This is a genomic window from Streptomyces sp. NPDC060035 (genome assembly GCF_042736635.1).
Taxonomy (GTDB): domain Bacteria; phylum Actinomycetota; class Actinomycetes; order Streptomycetales; family Streptomycetaceae; genus Streptomyces.
Genome location: NZ_JBHWVO010000011.1, coordinates 135234 through 154329, shown reverse-complemented (window position 1 = coordinate 154329; position 19096 = coordinate 135234). Strand labels below are relative to the sequence as shown.

The 19096-nt window shown below is 69.7% G+C and carries 17 protein-coding genes and 1 riboswitch; of the genes, 7 read left to right on the top strand and 10 right to left on the bottom strand.

Annotated features, from left to right (window positions below):
• Window positions 1-104: 104 nt before the first annotated feature.
• The 3 genes from ACFWBQ_RS19545 to ACFWBQ_RS19535 form a co-directional block, all read right to left on the bottom strand.
• Window positions 105-896, bottom strand: a complete 792-nt coding sequence (locus ACFWBQ_RS19545) for an enhanced serine sensitivity protein SseB C-terminal domain-containing protein (RefSeq protein ID WP_385490268.1) — start codon at window positions 894-896, stop codon at window positions 105-107.
• A gap of 160 nt (window positions 897-1056) precedes the next feature.
• Complete coding sequence (locus ACFWBQ_RS19540) at window positions 1057-1824, bottom strand: enhanced serine sensitivity protein SseB (protein ID WP_385490265.1); 768 nt, start codon at window positions 1822-1824, stop codon at window positions 1057-1059.
• A 142-nt stretch (window positions 1825-1966) separates the two neighbouring features.
• Window positions 1967-2641 carry an AAA family ATPase gene (locus tag ACFWBQ_RS19535; protein WP_385490263.1) on the bottom strand — a complete coding sequence of 225 codons (675 nt, stop codon included), beginning with the start codon at window positions 2639-2641 and terminating at the stop codon, window positions 1967-1969.
• Window positions 2642-2829: 188 nt separating this feature from the next.
• Window positions 2830-2927, top strand: a riboswitch (glycine riboswitch).
• Window positions 2928-3083: 156 nt separating this feature from the next.
• Here ACFWBQ_RS19535 and gcvT point away from each other — a divergent pair.
• The 5 genes from gcvT (at window position 3084) to ACFWBQ_RS19510 (ending at window position 8845) form a co-directional block, all read left to right on the top strand.
• Entirely contained in the window at window positions 3084-4205 is a 1122-nt protein-coding gene (gene gcvT / locus ACFWBQ_RS19530) for a glycine cleavage system aminomethyltransferase GcvT (RefSeq protein ID WP_385490260.1), read from the top strand.
• 90 nt (window positions 4206-4295) lie between these two features.
• Window positions 4296-4673 (top strand): glycine cleavage system protein GcvH, encoded by a 378-nt coding sequence (gene gcvH / locus ACFWBQ_RS19525; RefSeq protein WP_385490257.1) that lies wholly within the window; start codon window positions 4296-4298, stop codon window positions 4671-4673.
• An 18-nt stretch (window positions 4674-4691) separates the two neighbouring features.
• A complete protein-coding gene (glyA, locus tag ACFWBQ_RS19520) occupies window positions 4692-5951 on the top strand; it encodes a serine hydroxymethyltransferase (RefSeq protein WP_385490255.1) in 1260 nt (419 codons plus the stop codon).
• A 155-nt stretch (window positions 5952-6106) separates the two neighbouring features.
• A complete protein-coding gene (locus ACFWBQ_RS19515; protein ID WP_385490252.1) occupies window positions 6107-7492 on the top strand; it encodes an L-serine ammonia-lyase in 1386 nt (461 codons plus the stop codon).
• A 375-nt stretch (window positions 7493-7867) separates the two neighbouring features.
• Window positions 7868-8845, top strand: coding sequence for a terpene synthase family protein (locus ACFWBQ_RS19510; protein WP_385490249.1), 978 nt, complete (start codon window positions 7868-7870; stop codon window positions 8843-8845).
• A gap of 213 nt (window positions 8846-9058) precedes the next feature.
• Here the strand turns inward: ACFWBQ_RS19510 and ACFWBQ_RS19505 are convergent, their stop codons facing one another.
• On the bottom strand, window positions 9059-9274 hold the full coding sequence (locus ACFWBQ_RS19505) for an EF-hand domain-containing protein (protein WP_385490245.1): 216 nt from the start codon (window positions 9272-9274) through the stop codon (window positions 9059-9061).
• 103 nt (window positions 9275-9377) lie between these two features.
• On the opposite strand from ACFWBQ_RS19505, the gene ACFWBQ_RS19500 reads away from it, so the two are divergent.
• Window positions 9378-10016, top strand: coding sequence for a GNAT family N-acetyltransferase (locus ACFWBQ_RS19500; protein WP_385490243.1), 639 nt, complete (start codon window positions 9378-9380; stop codon window positions 10014-10016).
• Between the two features lie 20 nt (window positions 10017-10036).
• Here the strand turns inward: ACFWBQ_RS19500 and ACFWBQ_RS19495 are convergent, their stop codons facing one another.
• The 6 genes from ACFWBQ_RS19495 to ACFWBQ_RS19470 form a co-directional block, all read right to left on the bottom strand.
• Window positions 10037-11224 carry a hypothetical protein gene (locus ACFWBQ_RS19495; protein ID WP_385490240.1) on the bottom strand — a complete coding sequence of 396 codons (1188 nt, stop codon included), beginning with the start codon at window positions 11222-11224 and terminating at the stop codon, window positions 10037-10039.
• Window positions 11224-12015: a polysaccharide deacetylase family protein gene (locus ACFWBQ_RS19490; RefSeq protein WP_385490237.1), complete on the bottom strand. Its 792-nt coding sequence runs from the start codon at window positions 12013-12015 to the stop codon at window positions 11224-11226. Before ACFWBQ_RS19490 ends, ACFWBQ_RS19495 begins: the two co-directional genes overlap by 1 nt.
• A 379-nt stretch (window positions 12016-12394) precedes the next feature.
• Window positions 12395-12910: an ATP-binding protein gene (locus ACFWBQ_RS19485; RefSeq protein ID WP_385490524.1), complete on the bottom strand. Its 516-nt coding sequence runs from the start codon at window positions 12908-12910 to the stop codon at window positions 12395-12397.
• Window positions 12911-13161: 251 nt separating this feature from the next.
• On the bottom strand, window positions 13162-13929 hold the full coding sequence (locus tag ACFWBQ_RS19480; RefSeq protein ID WP_351168796.1) for an enoyl-CoA hydratase-related protein: 768 nt from the start codon (window positions 13927-13929) through the stop codon (window positions 13162-13164).
• Between the two features lie 90 nt (window positions 13930-14019).
• Window positions 14020-15273, bottom strand: a complete 1254-nt coding sequence (locus ACFWBQ_RS19475) for an Ig-like domain-containing protein (protein ID WP_385490233.1) — start codon at window positions 15271-15273, stop codon at window positions 14020-14022.
• A 204-nt stretch (window positions 15274-15477) separates the two neighbouring features.
• Window positions 15478-16701, bottom strand: a complete 1224-nt coding sequence (locus ACFWBQ_RS19470; protein ID WP_385490231.1) for an Ig-like domain-containing protein — start codon at window positions 16699-16701, stop codon at window positions 15478-15480.
• 269 nt (window positions 16702-16970) lie between these two features.
• Here ACFWBQ_RS19470 and glgX point away from each other — a divergent pair, with 269 nt between their 5' ends.
• Window positions 16971-19091, top strand: coding sequence for a glycogen debranching protein GlgX (gene glgX / locus ACFWBQ_RS19465; protein ID WP_385490521.1), 2121 nt, complete (start codon window positions 16971-16973; stop codon window positions 19089-19091).
• Window positions 19092-19096 lie beyond the last annotated feature (5 nt).

The window sequence follows — 19096 nt, the reverse complement described above, 5'->3', positions numbered from 1 at the left end:
TCCGCATAGCGGTGATACCTACCTGAGACCCGGACACTCAACAAACCGGACAGATACGGGACATCCTGCCCACGCTTGTTAACCGGTCGGAAATCGGGGCGGGTTCAGTGAAGTTGCGAGGGCGGGTAGCCGTACCCGGGCGCGGCAGCGGGCGGCGGGCCTGCCGGGGCGTGCGCCTCGCGGTCGTAGAACGGACGGGAGTTGGCTCGCAGCCACATGGCAACGGGGTCGTACTCGTCGGACATGGAGACCGTCGAGACCGGCAGCCCGTCGGGGACCACACCGATCGACTGCTGCATCATCGCGCGGACCGCGTCGACGGAGGGGCGGCCCGTGTCGTAGAGATCGAGTCCGATCGCGAGATACGGGGCGCCTAGCGCGGGCTGCACCCAGGCACGGCGCAGCGCCCGGACGGCAGGAGTGCGGTGGGCATTGTGCGACAAAAGGGCATAGAACTGCGGGATCTCGACGGCGGGTTCGGAGAGCCGCAGCGGGCCCGCGGGCATCCGGTCGAGCCCTGTCGCGATGCGGCGCAGGTCCAGCCAGGGGATGCCGACGCCGCCGCCGGGGGCATGCGGATTGAGCCAGATGCCCCAGCGGTCGGGGAAGAGGGACCGGGCGATGTCGCGGCCGGTGACCAGCTCGTGGGACCTGTTCCAGCCGCTGGCCGAGAGCTCCTGGGCCGAGGTCACACAGGGGGCGTAGCCCAGTCCGCCGATCTCCATGTTGCCGTACTGGGCATCGGGCGAGCCCGCCGTGCCGTGCCAGAGCAGCATCCAGATCCGGCCGTCCGCCAGGGCCTGCAGCAGCGCCTCGTAGGCGTCGAGGCGCCCGGGGGTCAATTGCCGCAGCATGTGCTCGACCTGCCCGGCCTCCGCGGTGCCTGACGCACTCACCCTGGGTCCCGCCCCTCTTCGATCCGCTGCCCCGTTGTGCCGCGGTGTTGTTGTGCCGCGGTGCTGTTGTGTCACTCCCGGGCACACGGGCGCGACTTCGTCATCAAACCAGCTTATGCGTCGCCCCTGACACCGGCTTGACGCCACGGGTGAAGCCGGCTCAGTACCCCTCGCGCCGGTAGAACGGCCTTACCTTCTCCAGCATCCAGTCACCCACGGGGTCCTGGGCCACGTCGAGCAGGACCAGATTGACCGGCCACGGCAGCTGGACCCGGCCCAGCGCACGGCCCAGCGCATCCATCGGGGCGCTCTGTCCCGCGCCGTCCCAGGTGGCGAACTCGACGCCGACGAAGAGAACGGGGTCGCCGCCTTCGATGCTGGCCAGCGCCCTGCGCGCGGTGCTCACGACGCCGATGTCCTGGAATTCGCCGGCGACCGCGGTGAGGAAGTCGACGGGATCCTCCTTCCAGTCCGGCTCGTAGAGCCGCACCCGCCCGCCGGAGGGCCCGTCCAGCGGGGTACGCCCGGCCCGGCAGAGCTCGGCGACGGCGGGCGGCGGCAACGGCACGCCGACAGCCCCGCCGGGATTGACGGCGATACCCAATTGAGGGGGCAGCCCGCGGGCGAATTCACGGGCGGGCGCGACGGTGAAGGAGAAATGGGGGCCGACGCAATGCAGGAACTGGGCCTCGGAGCTGAACACCGGGACGTACGCGACGCCGTCGATGTCGACTGTCGGCAGGTCGAGGTCGGGGCTCTCGGGCCCGCCGCCGTTCGGCAGGGGCACCCAGACGCGGCTGCGGCCGAGCACCTCGACCAGCCGGCCGCCGGCCCCGGGCACGCCGAGTGAAGCGCTGAGCACTTCCTCGAGCTCGTTGGCCGGCCATCCGTGCTGCGGATGAACGGGGGCCTGGGCCGGAATGTCCACGGTGTCTGTGTCCCTCTCTCGCCATGCTGTGCGCCAGAAACCTTAGTCCGAGCCGCGCCCGGACGGCAGTGACACGGGCAACGGCGCAGGCCGGGGCCGCCCTACCGTCCAGATTCCGGACGGCCGGACGGAGATCACCGGTCTATGCGTTTGCGAACGAAATCCGGTCGATCGCCGCGGCGGCTTCCCTGTCGAGCAGCACCGCGGACGCGCACCCCGGCGGCAGCAGCCCGCTCTCCGTGTCGCGCAGCAGCCGTCCGACCGCGCGACGGTGCCGGGCGAAGGCGTATCCGGAGACGCCACGTCCACGCTCCCGCTGGCCCGCCCTGGCCACATGAGGGGTGACGTCGAGCAGGACGAGGTGCAGCGTGCTGCGCCGGCGCCCGGCCTCCCGGGCCAGCCAGCGCCGCACCCAGGCCTGCGTACCGCAGTCGTGCACGACGACGGATCCGCCCGAGCGCAGCGCCCGCCACAGCCCGAGGTAGTGCGCGACGCGGACAAGGGGGCGGTAGAGGGCGTACGGAAGTAAGGCGGGCAGGGAGCCCGCCCAACGGTCCCTGGCGTCCTGGGAGTCGATGGCGTGCTCCTGCACCGCGCGCCGGATCAGCGTCGACTTCCCGCTGCCGGGCAGCCCGGAGACCACCACCACATCCCCCGCCACGAAGTCCAGACTGCGCGGACCACGCCCGCCCCTGCCCCGCAGATCACGCACCACCGGAGCGTGCGTGCCCAGGAGCTCCCGGGCGGGTGCGCCCGGCTGCGCGGGCATCGCACCGCGCGCTGCCCCTGCGGTCGTCGCGTACCGCTGCAACGTCATCGCCCTCCCCCTGCCGAGTCACCCACGCCTGGCCTGCCCAAGAAGTGTAAAGAAAAGGTAATGCGGCACAACCGGTTCCGGTCGCACGTGTCGGCACCGGCGCGGCCATGGGTGCCCGCGCGGATCCGGACACCCCACTCTGGCGCAATGCGTGCGATGATGACCCCGCCAACTGCATACCGGCCGTTTGAATCCGCGCGGGAGAGTCCCGGTCACTGTGTGCGCCGGGCGCCGAAGGAGCAAGTTCCTCCCTTGAATCTCTCAGGCCCCGTACCGCGTGGATGAGGCAGATCTGAAAAGCGGGCCGCTCACGCGGCTCCACCCAAGGTGCAAGCCGACCCTGTAGGGGCTGACCCTTTCAGGGGCTCTCGGCGAACCTCTCAGGTTCCGATGACAGATGGGGAGGGATCGTCCTCTGTCGTCATGCCCTGGAGCCATGTCCATGAGCACTGCCCCCGCCCCCCGTCTCACCGCCCTCGATGCCCTGCATCGTTCCCTGGGCGCGACCATGACCGACTTCGCCGGCTGGGACATGCCCCTGCGGTACGCCAGTGAGCGCGACGAGCACAACGCCGTGCGCACCCGGGCCGGGCTCTTCGACCTGTCGCACATGGGCGAGATCACCGTCACCGGACCGCAGGCCGCGGCCTTCCTGAGCTTCGCGCTCGTGGGCAACATCGCCACCGTCGGCGTGGGCCGGGCCCGCTACACGATGATCGTCGCCGAGGACGGCGGGATCCTGGACGACCTGATCGTCTACCGCCTGGGCGAGACCGAGTACATGGTCGTCGCCAACGCGGGCAACGCCCAGCTCGTGCTCGACACGCTCGCCGGGCGCGCCGGGGGCTTCGACACCGAGGTACGGGACGACCGCGACGCGTACGCCCTGCTCGCTGTCCAGGGCCCCGAGTCCCCCGCCATCCTGAAGTCGGTCACGGACGCCGACCTGGACGGGCTGAAGTACTACGCGGGCCTGCCCGGCACGGTCGCCGGCGTTCCCGCACTCATCGCCCGTACCGGCTACACCGGCGAGGACGGCTTCGAGCTCTTCGTCGCCCCCGGGCACGCCGAGCAGCTGTGGAAGGCGCTCACCGAGGCGGGCGCCCCGCACGGCCTGATCCCGTGCGGCCTCTCCTGCCGCGACACACTGCGCCTCGAGGCGGGCATGCCGCTGTACGGACACGAGCTGACCACAGCGCTGACCCCGTTCGACGCGGGACTCGGCCGCGTCGTGAAGTTCGAGAAGGAGGGCGACTTCGTCGGCCGCGAGGCGCTGCTGGCCGCCGCCGAGCGCGCCGAGTCCGCCCCGCCCCGCAAGCTCGTCGGCCTGGTGGCCGAGGGCCGCCGGGTGCCGCGCGCCGGTTTTGAGGTGGTCGCCGAAGGCAAGGTCATCGGCGAGGTCACGTCCGGTGCGCCGTCGCCGACACTGGGCAAGCCGATCGCCATGGCGTACGTGGACGCGGCGTACGCCGCGCCCGGCACCGAGGCCGTCGGCGTGGACATCCGGGGCACGCACGAGGCGTACGAGGTCGTCGCACTGCCCTTCTACAAGCGTCAGAAGTGACATCGGCCCTTCCGCACGTGATGCAGTCCCGTCTCACACCGTAAGACCACCGTTCATCAGCACTCCCTCGCGTACAGGAGAATTCAGGTCATGAGCAACCCCCAGCAGCTGCGGTACAGCAAGGAGCACGAGTGGCTGTCGGCCCTCGAGGACGGTGTGGCCACGGTCGGTATCACCGAGTTCGCGGCCAACGCGCTCGGCGACGTCGTCTACGCCCAGCTCCCGGAGGTCGGTGACACGGTGACCGCGGGCGAGACCTGCGGTGAGCTGGAGTCGACCAAGTCGGTCAGCGACCTGTACTCGCCCGTGACCGGCGAGGTCACCGCGGCCAACCAGGACGTCGTGGACGACCCGGCGCTGGTGAACTCCGCCCCCTTCGAGGGCGGCTGGCTGTTCAAGGTGCGCGTCGCGGAGGAGCCGAAGGACCTGCTCTCCGCCGACGAGTACACCGAGTTCTCCGGCAACTGAGACCCAAGGGACCACCTGATGTCGCTTCTCAACTCCTCCCTCCACGAGCTGGACCCGGACGTCGCCGCCGCTGTCGACGCCGAGCTCCACCGTCAGCAGTCCACCCTCGAGATGATCGCCTCGGAGAACTTCGCTCCGGTCGCGGTCATGGAGGCGCAGGGCTCCGTCCTCACCAACAAGTACGCCGAGGGCTACCCGGGCCGCCGCTACTACGGCGGCTGCGAGCACGTCGACGTGGTCGAGCAGATCGCGATCGACCGCATCAAGGCGCTCTTCGGCGCCGAGGCCGCGAACGTCCAGCCGCATTCCGGTGCGCAGGCGAACGCCGCCGCGATGTTCGCGCTGCTGAAGCCGGGCGACACGATCATGGGCCTGAACCTGGCCCACGGCGGTCACCTGACCCACGGCATGAAGATCAACTTCTCCGGCAAGCTCTACAACGTGGTCCCGTACCACGTCGACGACACCGGAATCGTGGACATGGCCGAGGTCGAGCGCCTGGCCAAGGAGTCCAAGCCGAAGCTGATCGTGGCCGGCTGGTCCGCGTACCCCCGTCAGCTCGACTTCGCCGCGTTCCGCCGCATCGCGGACGAGGTCGGCGCGTACCTGATGGTCGACATGGCCCACTTCGCGGGCCTGGTGGCCGCGGGTCTGCACCCCAACCCGGTGCCGCACGCCCATGTCGTCACGACCACCACGCACAAGACCCTCGGCGGTCCGCGCGGCGGCGTCATCCTGTCGACGCAGGAGCTCGCCAAGAAGATCAACTCTGCGGTCTTCCCCGGTCAGCAGGGCGGCCCGCTGGAGCACGTGATCGCGGCCAAGGCGGTCTCGTTCAAGATCGCGGCGGGCGAGGAGTTCAAGGAGCGCCAGCAGCGCACCCTGGACGGCGCCCGCATCCTCGCCGAGCGTCTGGTGCAGCCGGACGTCACCGAGGTCGGCGTCTCGGTCCTGACCGGCGGCACGGACGTGCACCTGGTCCTCGTGGACCTTCGCAACTCCGAGCTGGACGGCCAGCAGGCCGAGGACCGCCTCCACGAAGTCGGCATCACGGTCAACCGGAACGCCATCCCGAACGACCCGCGCCCCCCGATGGTCACCTCGGGTCTGCGGATCGGTACGCCGGCGCTGGCAACCCGCGGTTTCCAGGACGAGGACTTCACCGAGGTCGCGGAGATCATCGCCTCGGCGCTGAAGCCGGTCTTCGACGCGGACGACCTGAAGGCCCGCGTGATCGCGCTGGCCGAGAAGTTCCCGCTGTACCCCGGCCTCAAGTAGGCCACCCGCAATTTGCATGTCGGGTGGGGGCACCGCGCACACTGAACAGTGTGCGCGGTGCCCCCACCCTTGTCCCCCGCGCTCTTCGGGCCCACCGGCCCGGCCCGCACCACCCGGCAGACAACGGCGTCTACCAACCCCTTAGGAGTCCTCCCGTGGCCATCTCGGTCTTCGACCTCTTCTCGGTCGGCATCGGCCCGTCCAGCTCCCACACGGTCGGCCCGATGCGCGCGGCCCGCATGTTCGCCCGCCGCCTCAAGAACGAGGGCCTGCTGGCCCACACCGCGTCGATACGGGCGGAGCTGTACGGCTCGCTCGGCGCGACCGGCCACGGCCACGGCACCCCCAAGGCCGTCCTGCTCGGCCTGGAGGGCGAGTCCCCCCGTACCGTCGACGTCGAGGGCGCCGACAGCCGGGTCGAGGAGATCCGCTCCACGGGGCGTATCAGCCTCCTCGGCATGCACGAGATCCCCTTCGACACCGACGAGCAGCTGGTCCTGCACCGCCGCAAGGCGCTGCCGTACCACGCCAACGGGATGACGATCTTCGCGTACGACCACGAGGGCGCCCCGCTCCTGGAGAAGACGTACTACTCGGTCGGCGGCGGCTTCGTCGTCGACGAGGACGCGGTGGCCGGGGAGAACCCGATCGTCCCGGACGACACCGTCCTCAAGCACCCCTTCCGCACCGGTGACGAGCTGCTGCGGCTCGCCCGCGAGACGGGCCTGTCCATCTCCTCGCTCATGCTGGAGAACGAGAAGGCCTGGCGCACCGAGGACGAGATCCGCACCGGCCTCCTGGAGATCTGGCGCGTCATGCAGGCCTGCGTCTCACGCGGCATGTCCCGCGAGGGCATCCTGCCCGGCGGTCTGAAGGTCCGCCGCCGCGCCGCGAACTCGGCCCGCCAGCTGCGCGCCGAGGGCGACCCGCAGGCGCACGCGATGGAGTGGATCACCCTCTACGCGATGGCCGTCAACGAGGAGAACGCCGCGGGCGGCCGCGTCGTCACCGCCCCGACCAACGGCGCCGCCGGCATCATCCCCGCCGTCCTGCACTACTACATGAACTTCGCCGCGGGCGGCTGCACCGAGGCCGAGAAGGACGACAGCGTCGTCCGCTTCCTGCTGGCCGCCGGGGCCATCGGCATGCTCTTCAAGGAGAACGCCTCCATCTCCGGCGCCGAGGTCGGCTGCCAGGGCGAGGTCGGATCCGCCTGTTCGATGGCCGCGGGCGCCCTCGCCGAGGTCCTCGGCGGCTCCGCCGAGCAGGTGGAGAACGCCGCCGAGATCGGCATGGAGCACAACCTGGGCCTGACCTGCGACCCGGTGGGCGGTCTGGTCCAGATCCCGTGCATCGAGCGCAACGGCATGGCGGCCGTGAAGGCGGTCACCGCGGCCAGGATGGCGCTGCGCGGCGACGGCAGCCACAAGGTCTCCCTCGACAAGGTCATCAAGACCATGAAGGAGACGGGCGCGGACATGAGCGTCAAGTACAAGGAGACGGCGCGCGGCGGGCTCGCGGTCAACATCATCGAGTGCTGACAGGACACAACCCCAGAGACCCCCTAAGTGCTCATAGATGAGCAGCTGTTCGCCGCGATCATGCAATTTCGGTCACAAGTGGCTTCCCTCTGTCGCCCACAAGGGGTTCACTGGACGTGACGCATGGTGACGCGGTCGCCCCACCGGCTCGCGGATCCGGCTCCGATGTCCAGGCCCCTGGCAGAGGAAGGAGGGCCGCCTTGGCCGCCTCACCTCGTACGGTGACCCTCTGCCCAGGGCTTGTCGGGTGCGCGACGTCCGCTCCGGCGGGCCGGCACCGGCACATCGCGCCGATGAAATCCCCGCTCCCATCCTTCATTCGCAGCATTTCGACGAGGGGCACCAATGAGCCAGATTGTTTTACCGGTGTTTCATATGCCGTTCCAGAGCGCAGGGTGTAACCCGGGCGTGGAGGAAACCAAGAAGGCCGTCTGGGAATGGGCGGATTCGAATGGTCTCGCCCTGGCTCCGGCCGCCCGGAAGAAGATGCTCCGCACTCGCCCGGAACTCTGGATATCCCTCATGTTTCCGGGGGCTTCGCAGGCGCACCTCGATCTCTTCTGCCAGTGGCTCTTCTGGGCGTTCCTGGTCGACGACGAGTTCGACGACGGACCGGCCGGGCGGGACCCGCACATGTGCGAGGACGCGATCGCCCGACTGGTGGACGTCCTGGACGGCGCCGATCCGCAGGGCCCCATGGAGCACGCGCTGACCGGCCTGCGGGAGCGGACCTGCCGGGGCCGGTCGCCCGTCTGGATCCGGCAGTTCCGCCGTGACACGGTTTCCTGGCTGTGGACCTACTACGCGGAGGCCGTCGAGCGGGCCGCCGGACAGGTGCCGAGCCGGGCCGATTTCGTGAAGCACCGCCGGGACTCGGTGGCCATGCAGCCCTTCCTGGACCTCCACGAGATCACCGCAGGAATCGATCTTCCCGAGTCGGCCCGCAGCCTTCCCGCGTACATCGCACTGCGGAACGCGGTGACCGACCACTCGGGTCTGTGCAACGACATATGCTCCTTCGAGAAGGAGGCAGTTCTCGGTTACGAGCACAATGCCGTCCGCCTCATTCAGCGGGACCGCGGCTCCACTCTCCAAGAGGCTGTGGACGAGGCCGGAATTCAACTGGCACGTATCGCGGAGCGAGTTCAGCGGGCCGAAAAGGAACTGGCCGAGGAGATAGAGGCCGCGGGTATTGACGGACGGACACGGGCGGCGCTGGAACGCTGTGCGCGGGACTATCGCGGTATGGTCCGCGGTGACTTCGACTACCACGCCCGTGCGGAGCGCTATACGCGTCCTGATCTGGTCGAGATCGACCGGCGCGAGACGCTGTCCCAGTACTTCGCCGCCTGACGGTGCACCTTCCACGGCAGGGCCCGAGGGATCCCGGCAACGGGGTACCGGGCCCTGCCGACCGTGGTCAGGTCGCGTCCCGCCGGGCCGGGGCAGCACGCGGTCGGCCGGCGACGATCACTGGACTGCCGGACCCACCGGTCACAATCGGCCAGACCTGTCCAGCTCCGCAGACGAGTTGGCCCCCGCGCCTCGGGCCGGGGGCCACCGCGCTCAGCCCTTGTTCTGAACGGCCCAGAACTCGTCGAACGTGAGCTGCCCGTCACCGTTCGCGTCGTGTGCGTTGATGATCGCCTGCGCCACCGTCTCGGTGACGAACGGGTCGCCGAGCTGCGCCATCGCGCTCTTGTACTCGGCCGCCGTGATCAGGCCGTCGCCGTTCTGGTCGAACCGCTCGAATGCCTTGCGTGCCGACTCGATGTCCGCCACTGTCCCGCCCCTTCGTAAAGCGTTGCTGACGTGGTCAGATTATCGGGCGGAAATCCGACGCAGTGCGGCGGCCGGTCGGCGGCCGGTCAGTGATCATGGAGGCATGGCCGACACACTTGCTCAGATCCTCGCAGCCGCGGCGCGCGGGACGTTTCCGGCGCCGGACGGCAGCACCACCATCGTGGAACAGCCGAGTGTCCGCGACGCCGGCGTGCTCGCGCTCACCGCGCACTCGGTGGTGTTCACCGACGAGGACCCCCGGTGGATACGGTCCACGCTGGCGGCCACCCCTTCCGACGAGCTGGGCGCCACCATGAACCCGCACTTCCTGTGCGCGCTGCTGGCCCGCACCGGACGCCGGACGAACACCATCGATCTGCTGACGGTCGCCGACGCGCTGCCGGGCGGCCCGGATCTGCCGCTGCGGGAGATCCGGGACCCCGAACACCCCCGGGTGGCACGCGCGATGACATACCGGGACGAGGTGCGCGTCTGGGCCACGGACGGCGGCGTGGTGCTGCTGGGCCGAGGGGTCGCCGGACGCTGGGAGACCGCGATCGAGGTGGACGAGGCGGCACGTGGCCGAGGGCTCGGGGAGCGGCTGGCGCGAGTGGCCCGGCAGCTGGTGCCGGACCCGTTCGTGTGGTCGCAGCAGTCGCCGGGCAACGCGCGCAGCGTACGGACGTTCCAGGCGGCGGGGTTCCGGCCGGTGGGCTCGGAGGCTCTGCTGATCCCCGGGTAGCGCCGCGCCGGACGCAGCGGTCAGCGGAAGACGCCGGTGTGGCCGAGCGAGTAGCGGCCGGGCTGCGGGTAGACGGCCAGCCCGTGCGGCCCGCTGCCGACCGGGATCCTGGCCAGCTGCTCGCCGCTGGCGGTGTCGATCGCGTAGACCTCCGCGTCGTAACGCCCGGACAGCCAGAGCACCTTGCCGTCGGCCGAGACGCCACCCATGTCCGGGCTGCCGCCGTCGGGCAGGTGCCACTTCTTGGTGAGCTCGTTCTTCGCGAAGTCGAAGACGGAGACGGAGCCCTCGCCCCGGTTGGAGATGTACATCTCCTTGGAGTCCCGGCTGACATAGAGCCCGTGGCAGCCCTTGCCGGTGGGCAGCAGCTTCGGGGTGGTGAACTTCTTTCCGTCGAGCACCCACATGCCGTGCGCCATCATGTCGGCGATGTAGAAGGTCGATCCGTCCGGGGAGAGCTTCACGTCCTGCGGCATGGCGCCCTGCATCGGCAGCCTCTGCTGTCCGACGACCTCCATCTTCTCCGTGTCGACCTTGAGGAGTTCGCCGGAGAACTCGCAGGAGACGATGAAGTACTGCCCGTCCGCCGAGAAGTCCGCGTGGTTGACGCCCGCGCAGCTCACCGGGACGGTCTTGGCCCGGTCCATGGTCTTCGGGTCGCGGAAGACCAGCTCACGGTCCAGCGAGGCCATGACGACGGCGTACTTGCCGTTCGGGGTGAAGTAGAGGTTGTACGGGTCGGAGACCTCGAGCGTGCGACCGGTCTTCCCGGTGGCCGGGTCGATGGCGGTGAGGCTGTCGCCCACGTCATTGTTGACCCAGAGGGTCTTCAGGTCCCAGGAGGGGACGACGTGCTGGGGCTGCCGGCCGACGGGGATGGTCTCGATGACCTTGTACGTCACGGGATCGATCACCGACACGGTGTCGGAGTTGGTGTTGGGGACGTACACCCGGGACGGGAAGTCCTTGACGGCCGGTGCCAGTTTCCCCGCGCGGTCGGCGGCGTAGACGTCCTTGGGGTCGAGCACCGGCGGCATCCCGGGCAGTCCGGGCGGGGTCGCGGCCCGCGTCGGCTTGACCGGCGGTGCGGCGGCCTCGGTACGGGAGGCCCGTGCGTGGTCCACGGGCGTCCCGCAGGCGGCGAGCGCTGCGACGAGTACGCCCCCGAGCAGGGCCGTGGCGGTGGTGGTGCGCATGGAGGGAAGCATCAGGTCAGCAGCTCCGTCGTGGTCACCGCGCGCAGTTGGCGCCGGTCGATTTCGGTGAGGAGGAGGGGCAGTGCGGCGACCGTGTCCCGGTAGCCGAAGTGCAGGCTCACCACGGATCCGTTTCGGAGTTCGCCTGCGACCTTGCGGGTGACGGCCGCGACACCCGGCGAGGTGAAGTCCAGCGAGTCCACGTCGTAGGCGAGGACGTGCGCGTAGCCGGCCCGGCGGGCGAGGTTCTGGACGAGCGGGGTGGCGTGCTGGGCGCGCGACGGCCGGAACCAGGTGCCGATGGAGCCGGTGAGACGGTGCAGACGCTGGGCGCAGCCGGTGATCTCGGCGTACGCCTGTGCTTCGTCCATCGCGTTGATGTCGAGGTGGCGCTGGGTGTGGTTGCCGAGGTCGTGGCCGCCGTCGAGGATCCGGCGGGCCATTTCGGGGTGTTCGTCGAGCCAGCTCCCGACGGCCAGGACGGTGAGCCGGGCTCCGGCCCGTTCGGCTTCGGCGAGGACGGTGCGCGCGAGGGCCGGGTCGCCCTGGCCGTGGAAGGTGAGGGCGACGCGGTTCCGGTTGCGGGGGCCGTGCTCGATCTGGACCGGCCGGCCCGGGAAGCGGTGCGGGGCGGGAGCGGTGCGGACGGCGACGGGGGGCTTCTGGCCCTTTTGGCCCTTCTGCAAGGCGGGGGTGGCGGTGTCGTCCTGCGTACAGCCTGCGGTGCCGGCGCCTGCCAGGAGTGCCCCGGCGCTCGCGCGCAGGGCGCTGCGGCGGGGAACCGGTGTCCTGCGACCGTTCATGGCCGTCCACCTCGCGGGGTTCGGTTCGGGTGCTGTTTCCCCGAGACCCGAGACACAGTAGGGCGAGATGGGCGGAATATATTGATTGACGCTTTTCTGGGATGATCAATGAATCACCCGCCAAAGCCCACAAGCACGCAAAGAAAGCCAGGCCAGTGACTCATCACACCTGTGATTCAGAAGCTGAATATGACCATTTTGGATGATTTGCCTGGTTTATCGCTTTGGCGGCAGGGTCGCCCGTCTGCCATAGTCGGTGACACGACCTCCTCCGACCCGAGCCAGGTCCCACCAGCGGCCGTGGACACACCCCCCATTCCACGGCCTGCACAGAAGCCCTCGAGGCGCCGCACCACGGCCGACCGGGGGCTTCTGCACGTCAACGGTCGGAGGTGCGCATCTCGAACCACGTGGTCTTCCCACGGGGCAGAAGATCCACGCCCCAGCGGTCGGAGAGTTTGTCGACGAGGAAGAGCCCTCGCCCGCTGACATCCATCTCCCGGACGGGCATCAGACACGGCAGCCCGCGCGAGGGATCGCGCACCTCGACCCGGATCCAGCCCCGGCGGCGCAGCATCCGCAGCCCGAAGACCCGAGCCCCGGTGTGCCGCACCGCGTTGCCGACGAGCTCGGAGACGAGCAGTACGGCGTGTTCCGCAGTCTGCGGGGGCAGTCCCCACTGGCGGAGCATCACGCACGAAGTGAGCCGGCGAGCGGTGGCCGCGGACTCGGGGCGCGAGGGCAACCGGACTTCGTCCTCCGTCGGATTTCCGAACAACTCCAGCGCCTTGAACGCCTGTTCGTCATCGACGGCCGGCATCCAGCGTGCCGCTGTTGCGCTGCTGCGCGGTCGCGGCTGTTCCACACCCTCCAGGCCCGCCATGCCCACCATCATGGCCGCACGGAACGCTCTCTGTGACCGTTCCTGCGGAATCCTCTCGCCGGAATCCATCATTCCGAGACGGTGCTTTGACATATGCCAGGGGCAGAATGTCACCCCTCGCAGCCGCGATGAGCTGCACCGACATACCTTCGTCGGGTAATTGCACAAGGGGTGCGGGCGCCAGACCTTAAGGCTCTCTTAAGGTCCAGCTAATCCGCCCACACGGATGAACACACGCCCCTCTGTACCCAACTGGCTTTCGGTCAGAGGAATTTGGCCTTGCCCGGACCCTCCTCCACAAAACTACGCATACCGCGCTCCCGGTCCTCGGTGGCGAACAGACCGGCGAACCAGTTCCGCTCGATCGTGAGCCCGGTGTCGATGTCCGTCTCCAGACCCGCGTCCACGGACTCCTTCGCGGCGCGCAGCGCCAGCGCGGGTCCCTGGGCCAGCCGGGCGGCCCAGGCGTGCGCCTGCTCGTACACCTCCGCGGCGGGCACCACGCGGTCCACCAGGCCGATTCTCAGGGCCTCCTCGGCCTTCACGTGGCGGCCCGTGAAGATCAGGTCCTTGGCCCTGGACGGACCGACCAGCCGGGCGAGCCGCTGGGTGCCGCCGGCGCCCGGGATCAGCCCGAGCAGGATCTCGGGCTGGCCGAGCTTGGCGTTGTCCGCGGCGATCCTGAAGTCGGCGCAGAGCGCCAGCTCGCAGCCGCCGCCCAGTGCATAGCCGGTGACGGCGGCGACCACGGGCTTGGGGATCCGCGCCACTGCGGTGAACGAGTCCTGCAGGGCCTTGGAGCGCACGATCATCGCCGTGTGGTCCATCGCCTGCATCTCCTTGATGTCCGCGCCCGCGGCGAACACCTTCTCGCCGCCGTAGAGGATCACGGCACGCACGTCGTCGCGCCGGGTCGCCTCCTCGGCGAGCTCGCGCAGCCGGTCCTGGGTGGCGACGTCCAGGGCGTTCATCGGCGGGCGGTCCAGCCGGATCGTGCCGACGTTGTCGCTTACTTCGAGGGTTACGGTCATGGAAGGCAGGTTAACCACGACTAACGCCGACGGGCCCGGTGCTGTTGGTCACAGCACCGGGCCCGTCCCGGACGAGACGCTCCGGGGGACCTACTTGGTCCACTCCGACCAGTCCATGTTCCAGCCGTTGAGGCCGTTGTCCGGCTGGATCACCTTGTCCTTGGAGTTCTTCACGACCACCACGTCACCGATCAGCGAGTTGTCGAAGAGCCAGGCAGCGGGGGTCTTGCCGTCCCAGGCACCGCGCACGTCACGCAGACCGACACAGCCGTGGCTGGTGTTGGTCGAGCCGAAGATGCTCGATGCGCCCCAGTAGTTGCCGTGGATGAAGGTGCCCGACGTGGACAGCCGCATCGCGTGCGGCACGTCCTTGATGTCGTACTCACCGCCGAAGCCGACGGTGTCACCGTTCATCCGGGTCACCTTGAGCTTCTCGCTGATGACCATCTGTCCGTTGTACGTGGTCGTCGACGGGGCGCCCGCGGAGATCGGGATGTCCTTGATCTGCTTGCCGTCGCGGACCACCTTCATCCGGTGGGAGCTCGCGTCGACGGTGGAGACCTGGCTGCGGCCGATGGTGAACTTCACGGTCCTGGCCTGCTTGCCGTAGACCCCCGGCCGCCCCTCGACGCCGTCGAGGTCGAGGCGCAGCGTCACCTTGGTGCCCGCGGCCCAGTACTCCTCGGGACGGAAGTCGAGGCGGTCGTTGCCGAACCAGTGGGGCTCGATCTGTACGGCGGGCTCCGCCGTCACCTTGATCGCCCTCTCCACGGCGTCCGGATCGGTGATACCGCGGGTGAAGTGGATCGACACCGGCATGCCGACGCCGACGGTCGAGCCGTCCTCCGGCGTGTACTGCCCGATGAAGGTGTTCTGCGGGACCAGCGTCGTGAAGGTGGTGTCCTTCGCCGACTGACGGCCCTTCGCGTCCTTGGCGACCGCGTGCACGGCGTACTTGGTCGCCGCGGCCAGATGCCGGTCCGGCACCCAGCTCAGGCCGTTCCCGGCGATCTTGCCCTCGACCTCGTTGCCCTTCGGGTCGGCGACCTTGACCAGGCTCAGCTTGCCCTGTGCGGCCGTGACCTTCAGCGCCCCGCTGGTCGCGACGTCGTCGGCACCGTCCTTGGGCGCGATCGTCACCACCGCCTGGGATGCGCTGGTGTCGTCGACCTCGGTGCCGGCGCCCGCCTTACCGTCCTTGCCCCCGTCGGCGTTGCCGCCCCCGCATGCCGTCACCAGCAACAGCAGCGCACCCAGTACCAGTGCGAGAAGTCCGGGGGCCCCACGCCCGCGCCGTCCTCTGCTCGCCCCGGCCGATGCCCCCGATATCGGCTGCCCGTTCAATGTGGTCGTCTCCCCTCGCACGGCCTGGCCCCGCCATGGCCCGCACCCCCGAGCGCTGTACGTGCACGCCCGGCGCAAGATAATCACACCGGGCGCTGGGAGAACTCCCCCGGAATGTCACCGTTCCGTCCCAAGTCGTCCGGCCCCGCCCCCGGTGGTCCCGGAGACGGCGCCTCCGGGACCTGCGCAGGTCGGACCGGGTGGTCAGCGCAGCGCCGAGCCCGCCTTCCACCGGCCCCAAGCGAGATTCCATCCGCCGAGCCCGTTGTCCGGAGCGACCGTCGTGTCGGGGGAGTTGATCACCTCGACCACGTCGCCCACGAGCGTCCGCTCGAAGAACCACCCGGCCGGCGTGTCCGAGCTGCCGCCCTTCACATCACGCAAGCCGATGCAGCCGTGGCTGGTGTTCTCGGAGCCGAAGATGTCGGGAGATTCCCAGTAGTTGCCGTGCAGGAAGGTCCCCGACTTGGTCAGCCGGATGGCGTGCGGCACGTCCTTGATGTCGTACTCGCCGCCGAAGCCGACCGTGCGGCCGTCCATCCGGGTCACCTCGTGCAACTCGGAGACCACCATCTTCCCGTTGTACGTGGTCGTCCTCTCCGCGCCCGCGGTGATGGGCACCGTACTGACGAGTTCGCCGTTGCTGCGTACCTCCATGGTGTGGGCCCGGGCGTCGACCACGGACGTCTGCGACCGGCCGACCCGGAAGGTGACCTTCTTCTGCTGGCTGCCGTACACCCCGGGCGCACCCTTGACATCGCGCAGCCCCACATCGACGGTGACCTCGGTGCCCGGCTTCCAGTACGTGGCCGGACGGAAGTCGAGGCGGTCCTTCCCGAACCAGTGGCCGATCACTTCGACCGCGGGCCGCGCGGTGACCCTGATGGCCTTCTCGACGGCGGCACGATGCCTGACCGGCCGGTTGAAGTTGAAGGAGACGATCATTCCGGTGCCCACGGTGGACCGGTTCTCCGGCTTGAAGTAGCCGATGAAGCGGTCCTTGGGTACAAGGGTCGTGAAGGTGGTGTTGCGGGCCGAGCGGCTGCCGTCGCCGTCGACCGCGACCGCCTCGACGCTGTACTTGGCGGCGAGCCCGAGCCGGCGCCCGCCGTCCTTGGGGGCCCACGAGTGGCCGTCCTCGGCGATCCGGCCCGGCACCTCCTCGTGTTCCGCGTTCTCGATCCGTGTCACCTTCACCCGCTCGAGCCGTCCGTAGGGGACGGTCACCTCGATCCGGCTCCTGGCTCCGACGTTCTCGGCGCCGTCCTTGGGGACGATCCGGATGACCTCCCCGGGGGATCGGTTGTCCCCGCCGAAGAACGACGCTCCCTCGGTGCAGCCGGTCAGTACGGCCAGCACGGTCAACAGTCCTGCCCATGTCAGCACGGCGGCCGAACCCGCCCGTGCTCTCTTCGCTACGTGGTTCACGTTCCCCCAACGACAAGGGGAGGCCGGGGGAAACGTGAGTGCGGGCCCCGCCGTGGGCAGAACAGAGGGGGAGGACCACACCGGGAGGGCCGCGGCCGGGACGCCGTGCGCCCTGTCTGCGGTGCCGCGTCCGACGAGCCGCGGGAGGCCGAGAGGTGTCGAGCACAGCCGAGCAGGAGGAAGCGTCACCGACGATCGAGAGGGTGGTGGAGCGCGGACCGGCCCTGCGTAAGGAGCCGGCCGGACCACCCGTATGGCCGGGTGCCCCGATGCCGCTCGGAGCCCGGTTCCGGGTCGGTCCGGACGGTGTTGCGGGCACCAACTTCGCCCTCTGGGCCGGCGGGGCGGAGGCCGTCGAGCTCTGTCTCTTCGACACGCAGGGCAGCGAGACACGGCTGCCCCTGACCGAACTGACCCACGAGATCTGGCACGGTTTCGTCCCCGGCGTACAGGCCGGACAGCGCTACGGCTACCGGGTGCACGGGCGCTGGGACCCCTGGACCGGCGCCCGCTGGAACGCGGCGAAACTGCTCCTCGACCCGTACGCCCGCGCGGTGGACGGTTCGTTCACCCTGCCGCCCGAGGTGTACGGCCATGTGAGGGACTGGCCGCAGCAGCATGTCGCCGACACCGTGCGCGACGACCGGGACTCGGCTCCGTACGTACCCAAGGGCGTCGTCGTCCACGACGACGACGACTGGGTGGACGACCGCAGGCCCAAGACGCCGTGGGCGGACTCGGTCATCTACGAACTGCACGTGCGCGGCTTCACCAAGCTCCACCCGGACATCCCTCCGGAGCTGCGGGGCACCTACGCCGGACTCGCCCACCCCGCCGCCGTCGGACACCTCCAGCGGCTCGGCGTGACGGCCGTCGAGCTGCTCCCCGTCCATCAGTTCGCCCACGAGGACCACCTGCTGCGGCGTGGGCTGCACAACTACTGGGGCTACAACTCGATCGGCTACTTCGCCCCGCACGCCGACTACGCGGCGAGCGGCACGGCGGGCGGGCAGGTCGGCGAGTTCAAGAAGATGGTGCGCGCCCTGCACGACGCCGGGATCGAAGTGATCCTCGACGTGGTCTACAACCACACGGCGGAGGCGGGCGAGCTCGGCCCGATGCTGTCCCTGCGCGGCATCGACAACCGCGGCTACTACCGCCTCCAGCCGGACGCCCGCCGCTACGCGGACTACACCGGCTGCGGCAACACCCTGCACGTGGTGCAGCCGCAGGTGCTCCGCCTGATCACGGACTCGCTGCGCTACTGGGTGACGGAGATGGGCGTCGACGGCTTCCGCTTCGACCTGGCGGCGGCCCTGGCCCGCTCGATGCACGACGTCGACATGCTCTCCCCGTTCCTCGCGGTGATCGCCCAGGACCCGGTGCTGCGCCGGGTCAAGCTGATCGCCGAACCGTGGGACATCGGCAACGGCGGCTACCAGGTGGGCGCCTTCCCCCCGCTGTGGACCGAGTGGAACGACCGCTACCGCGACGCCGTACGGGACTTCTGGCGCGGTGCGCTGCCCGACGTACGGGACATCGGCTACCGGCTCACCGGGTCGAGCGATCTGTACGCCTGGGGCGGCAGGCGCCCGTACGCCTCCGTCAACTTCGTCACCGCGCACGACGGCTTCACCCTGCGCGACCTGGTCACCTACGAGAACAAGCACAACGAGGCCAACGGCGAGAGCAACCGCGACGGCACGAACGACAACCGTGCCTGGAACTGCGGCGCGGAGGGCGAGAGCGACGACCCCGGCATCACCGCACTGCGCCGCCGCCAGCTGCGCAACCTGCTGACCACGCTGCTCCTGTCGACCGGTGTGCCGATGCTGGTGGCGGGCGACGAGATGGGCCGTACGCAGGGCGGCAACAACAACGCGTACTGCCAGGACAACGAGACCAGCTGGCTGGACTGGTCACTCCTGGACCGGCCGGAGTGGCGGGAGCTGACCGAGCTGACCACCCGGGTGCTCGCTCTGCGCCACACCCATCCGGTACTGCGCCGCCGCGCCTTCTTCGCCGGGACCCCCCAGGCCCCGGACGGGCTGCGGGACCTGGCGTGGTTCACGCCGCAGGGCGCGGAGATGACGGAGGCCGACTGGTACGCACCGGCGGCGACGCTCGGCCTCTACCTCTCCGGGCGCGACATCCCGGGCCGGGACGCCCGGGGCGAGCAGATCACCGACGACAGTTTCCTGGCGGTCCTGCACGCCGCGCACACCCCGTGCGACTTCCATCTGCCCGGCCCGCCGTGGGCCCGGTCGTACGAACTGCTCCTGGACACCTCGCGGGAGGACCAGTCCACGGCCCCCGGCACGGTCCACCGGGGCGGCACGGAGCTGACGGTGCCGGGGAGGTCGATGCTGCTGCTGCGGGTCAGGGAGTGAGGGAG

Bases quoted from the DNA above. Each gene is read 5' to 3' on its own strand.
- ACFWBQ_RS19485 (WP_385490524.1), bottom strand. From the start codon at position 12,910: ATGATGGTGGGCATGGCGGGCCTGGAGGGTGTGGAACAGCCGCGACCG.
- glgX (WP_385490521.1), top strand. From the start codon at position 16,971: ATGCCGCTCGGAGCCCGGTTCCGGGTCGGTCCGGACGGTGTTGCGGGC.
- ACFWBQ_RS19535 (WP_385490263.1), bottom strand. From the start codon at position 2,641: ATGACGTTGCAGCGGTACGCGACGACCGCAGGGGCAGCGCGCGGTGCG.
- ACFWBQ_RS19480 (WP_351168796.1), bottom strand. From the start codon at position 13,929: ATGACCGTAACCCTCGAAGTAAGCGACAACGTCGGCACGATCCGGCTG.
- ACFWBQ_RS19495 (WP_385490240.1), bottom strand. From the start codon at position 11,224: ATGCTTCCCTCCATGCGCACCACCACCGCCACGGCCCTGCTCGGGGGC.
- gcvH (WP_385490257.1), top strand. From the start codon at position 4,296: ATGAGCAACCCCCAGCAGCTGCGGTACAGCAAGGAGCACGAGTGGCTG.
- gcvT (WP_385490260.1), top strand. From the start codon at position 3,084: ATGAGCACTGCCCCCGCCCCCCGTCTCACCGCCCTCGATGCCCTGCAT.
- ACFWBQ_RS19510 (WP_385490249.1), top strand. From the start codon at position 7,868: ATGCCGTTCCAGAGCGCAGGGTGTAACCCGGGCGTGGAGGAAACCAAG.
- ACFWBQ_RS19490 (WP_385490237.1), bottom strand. From the start codon at position 12,015: ATGAACGGTCGCAGGACACCGGTTCCCCGCCGCAGCGCCCTGCGCGCG.
- glyA (WP_385490255.1), top strand. From the start codon at position 4,692: ATGTCGCTTCTCAACTCCTCCCTCCACGAGCTGGACCCGGACGTCGCC.
- ACFWBQ_RS19500 (WP_385490243.1), top strand. From the start codon at position 9,378: ATGGCCGACACACTTGCTCAGATCCTCGCAGCCGCGGCGCGCGGGACG.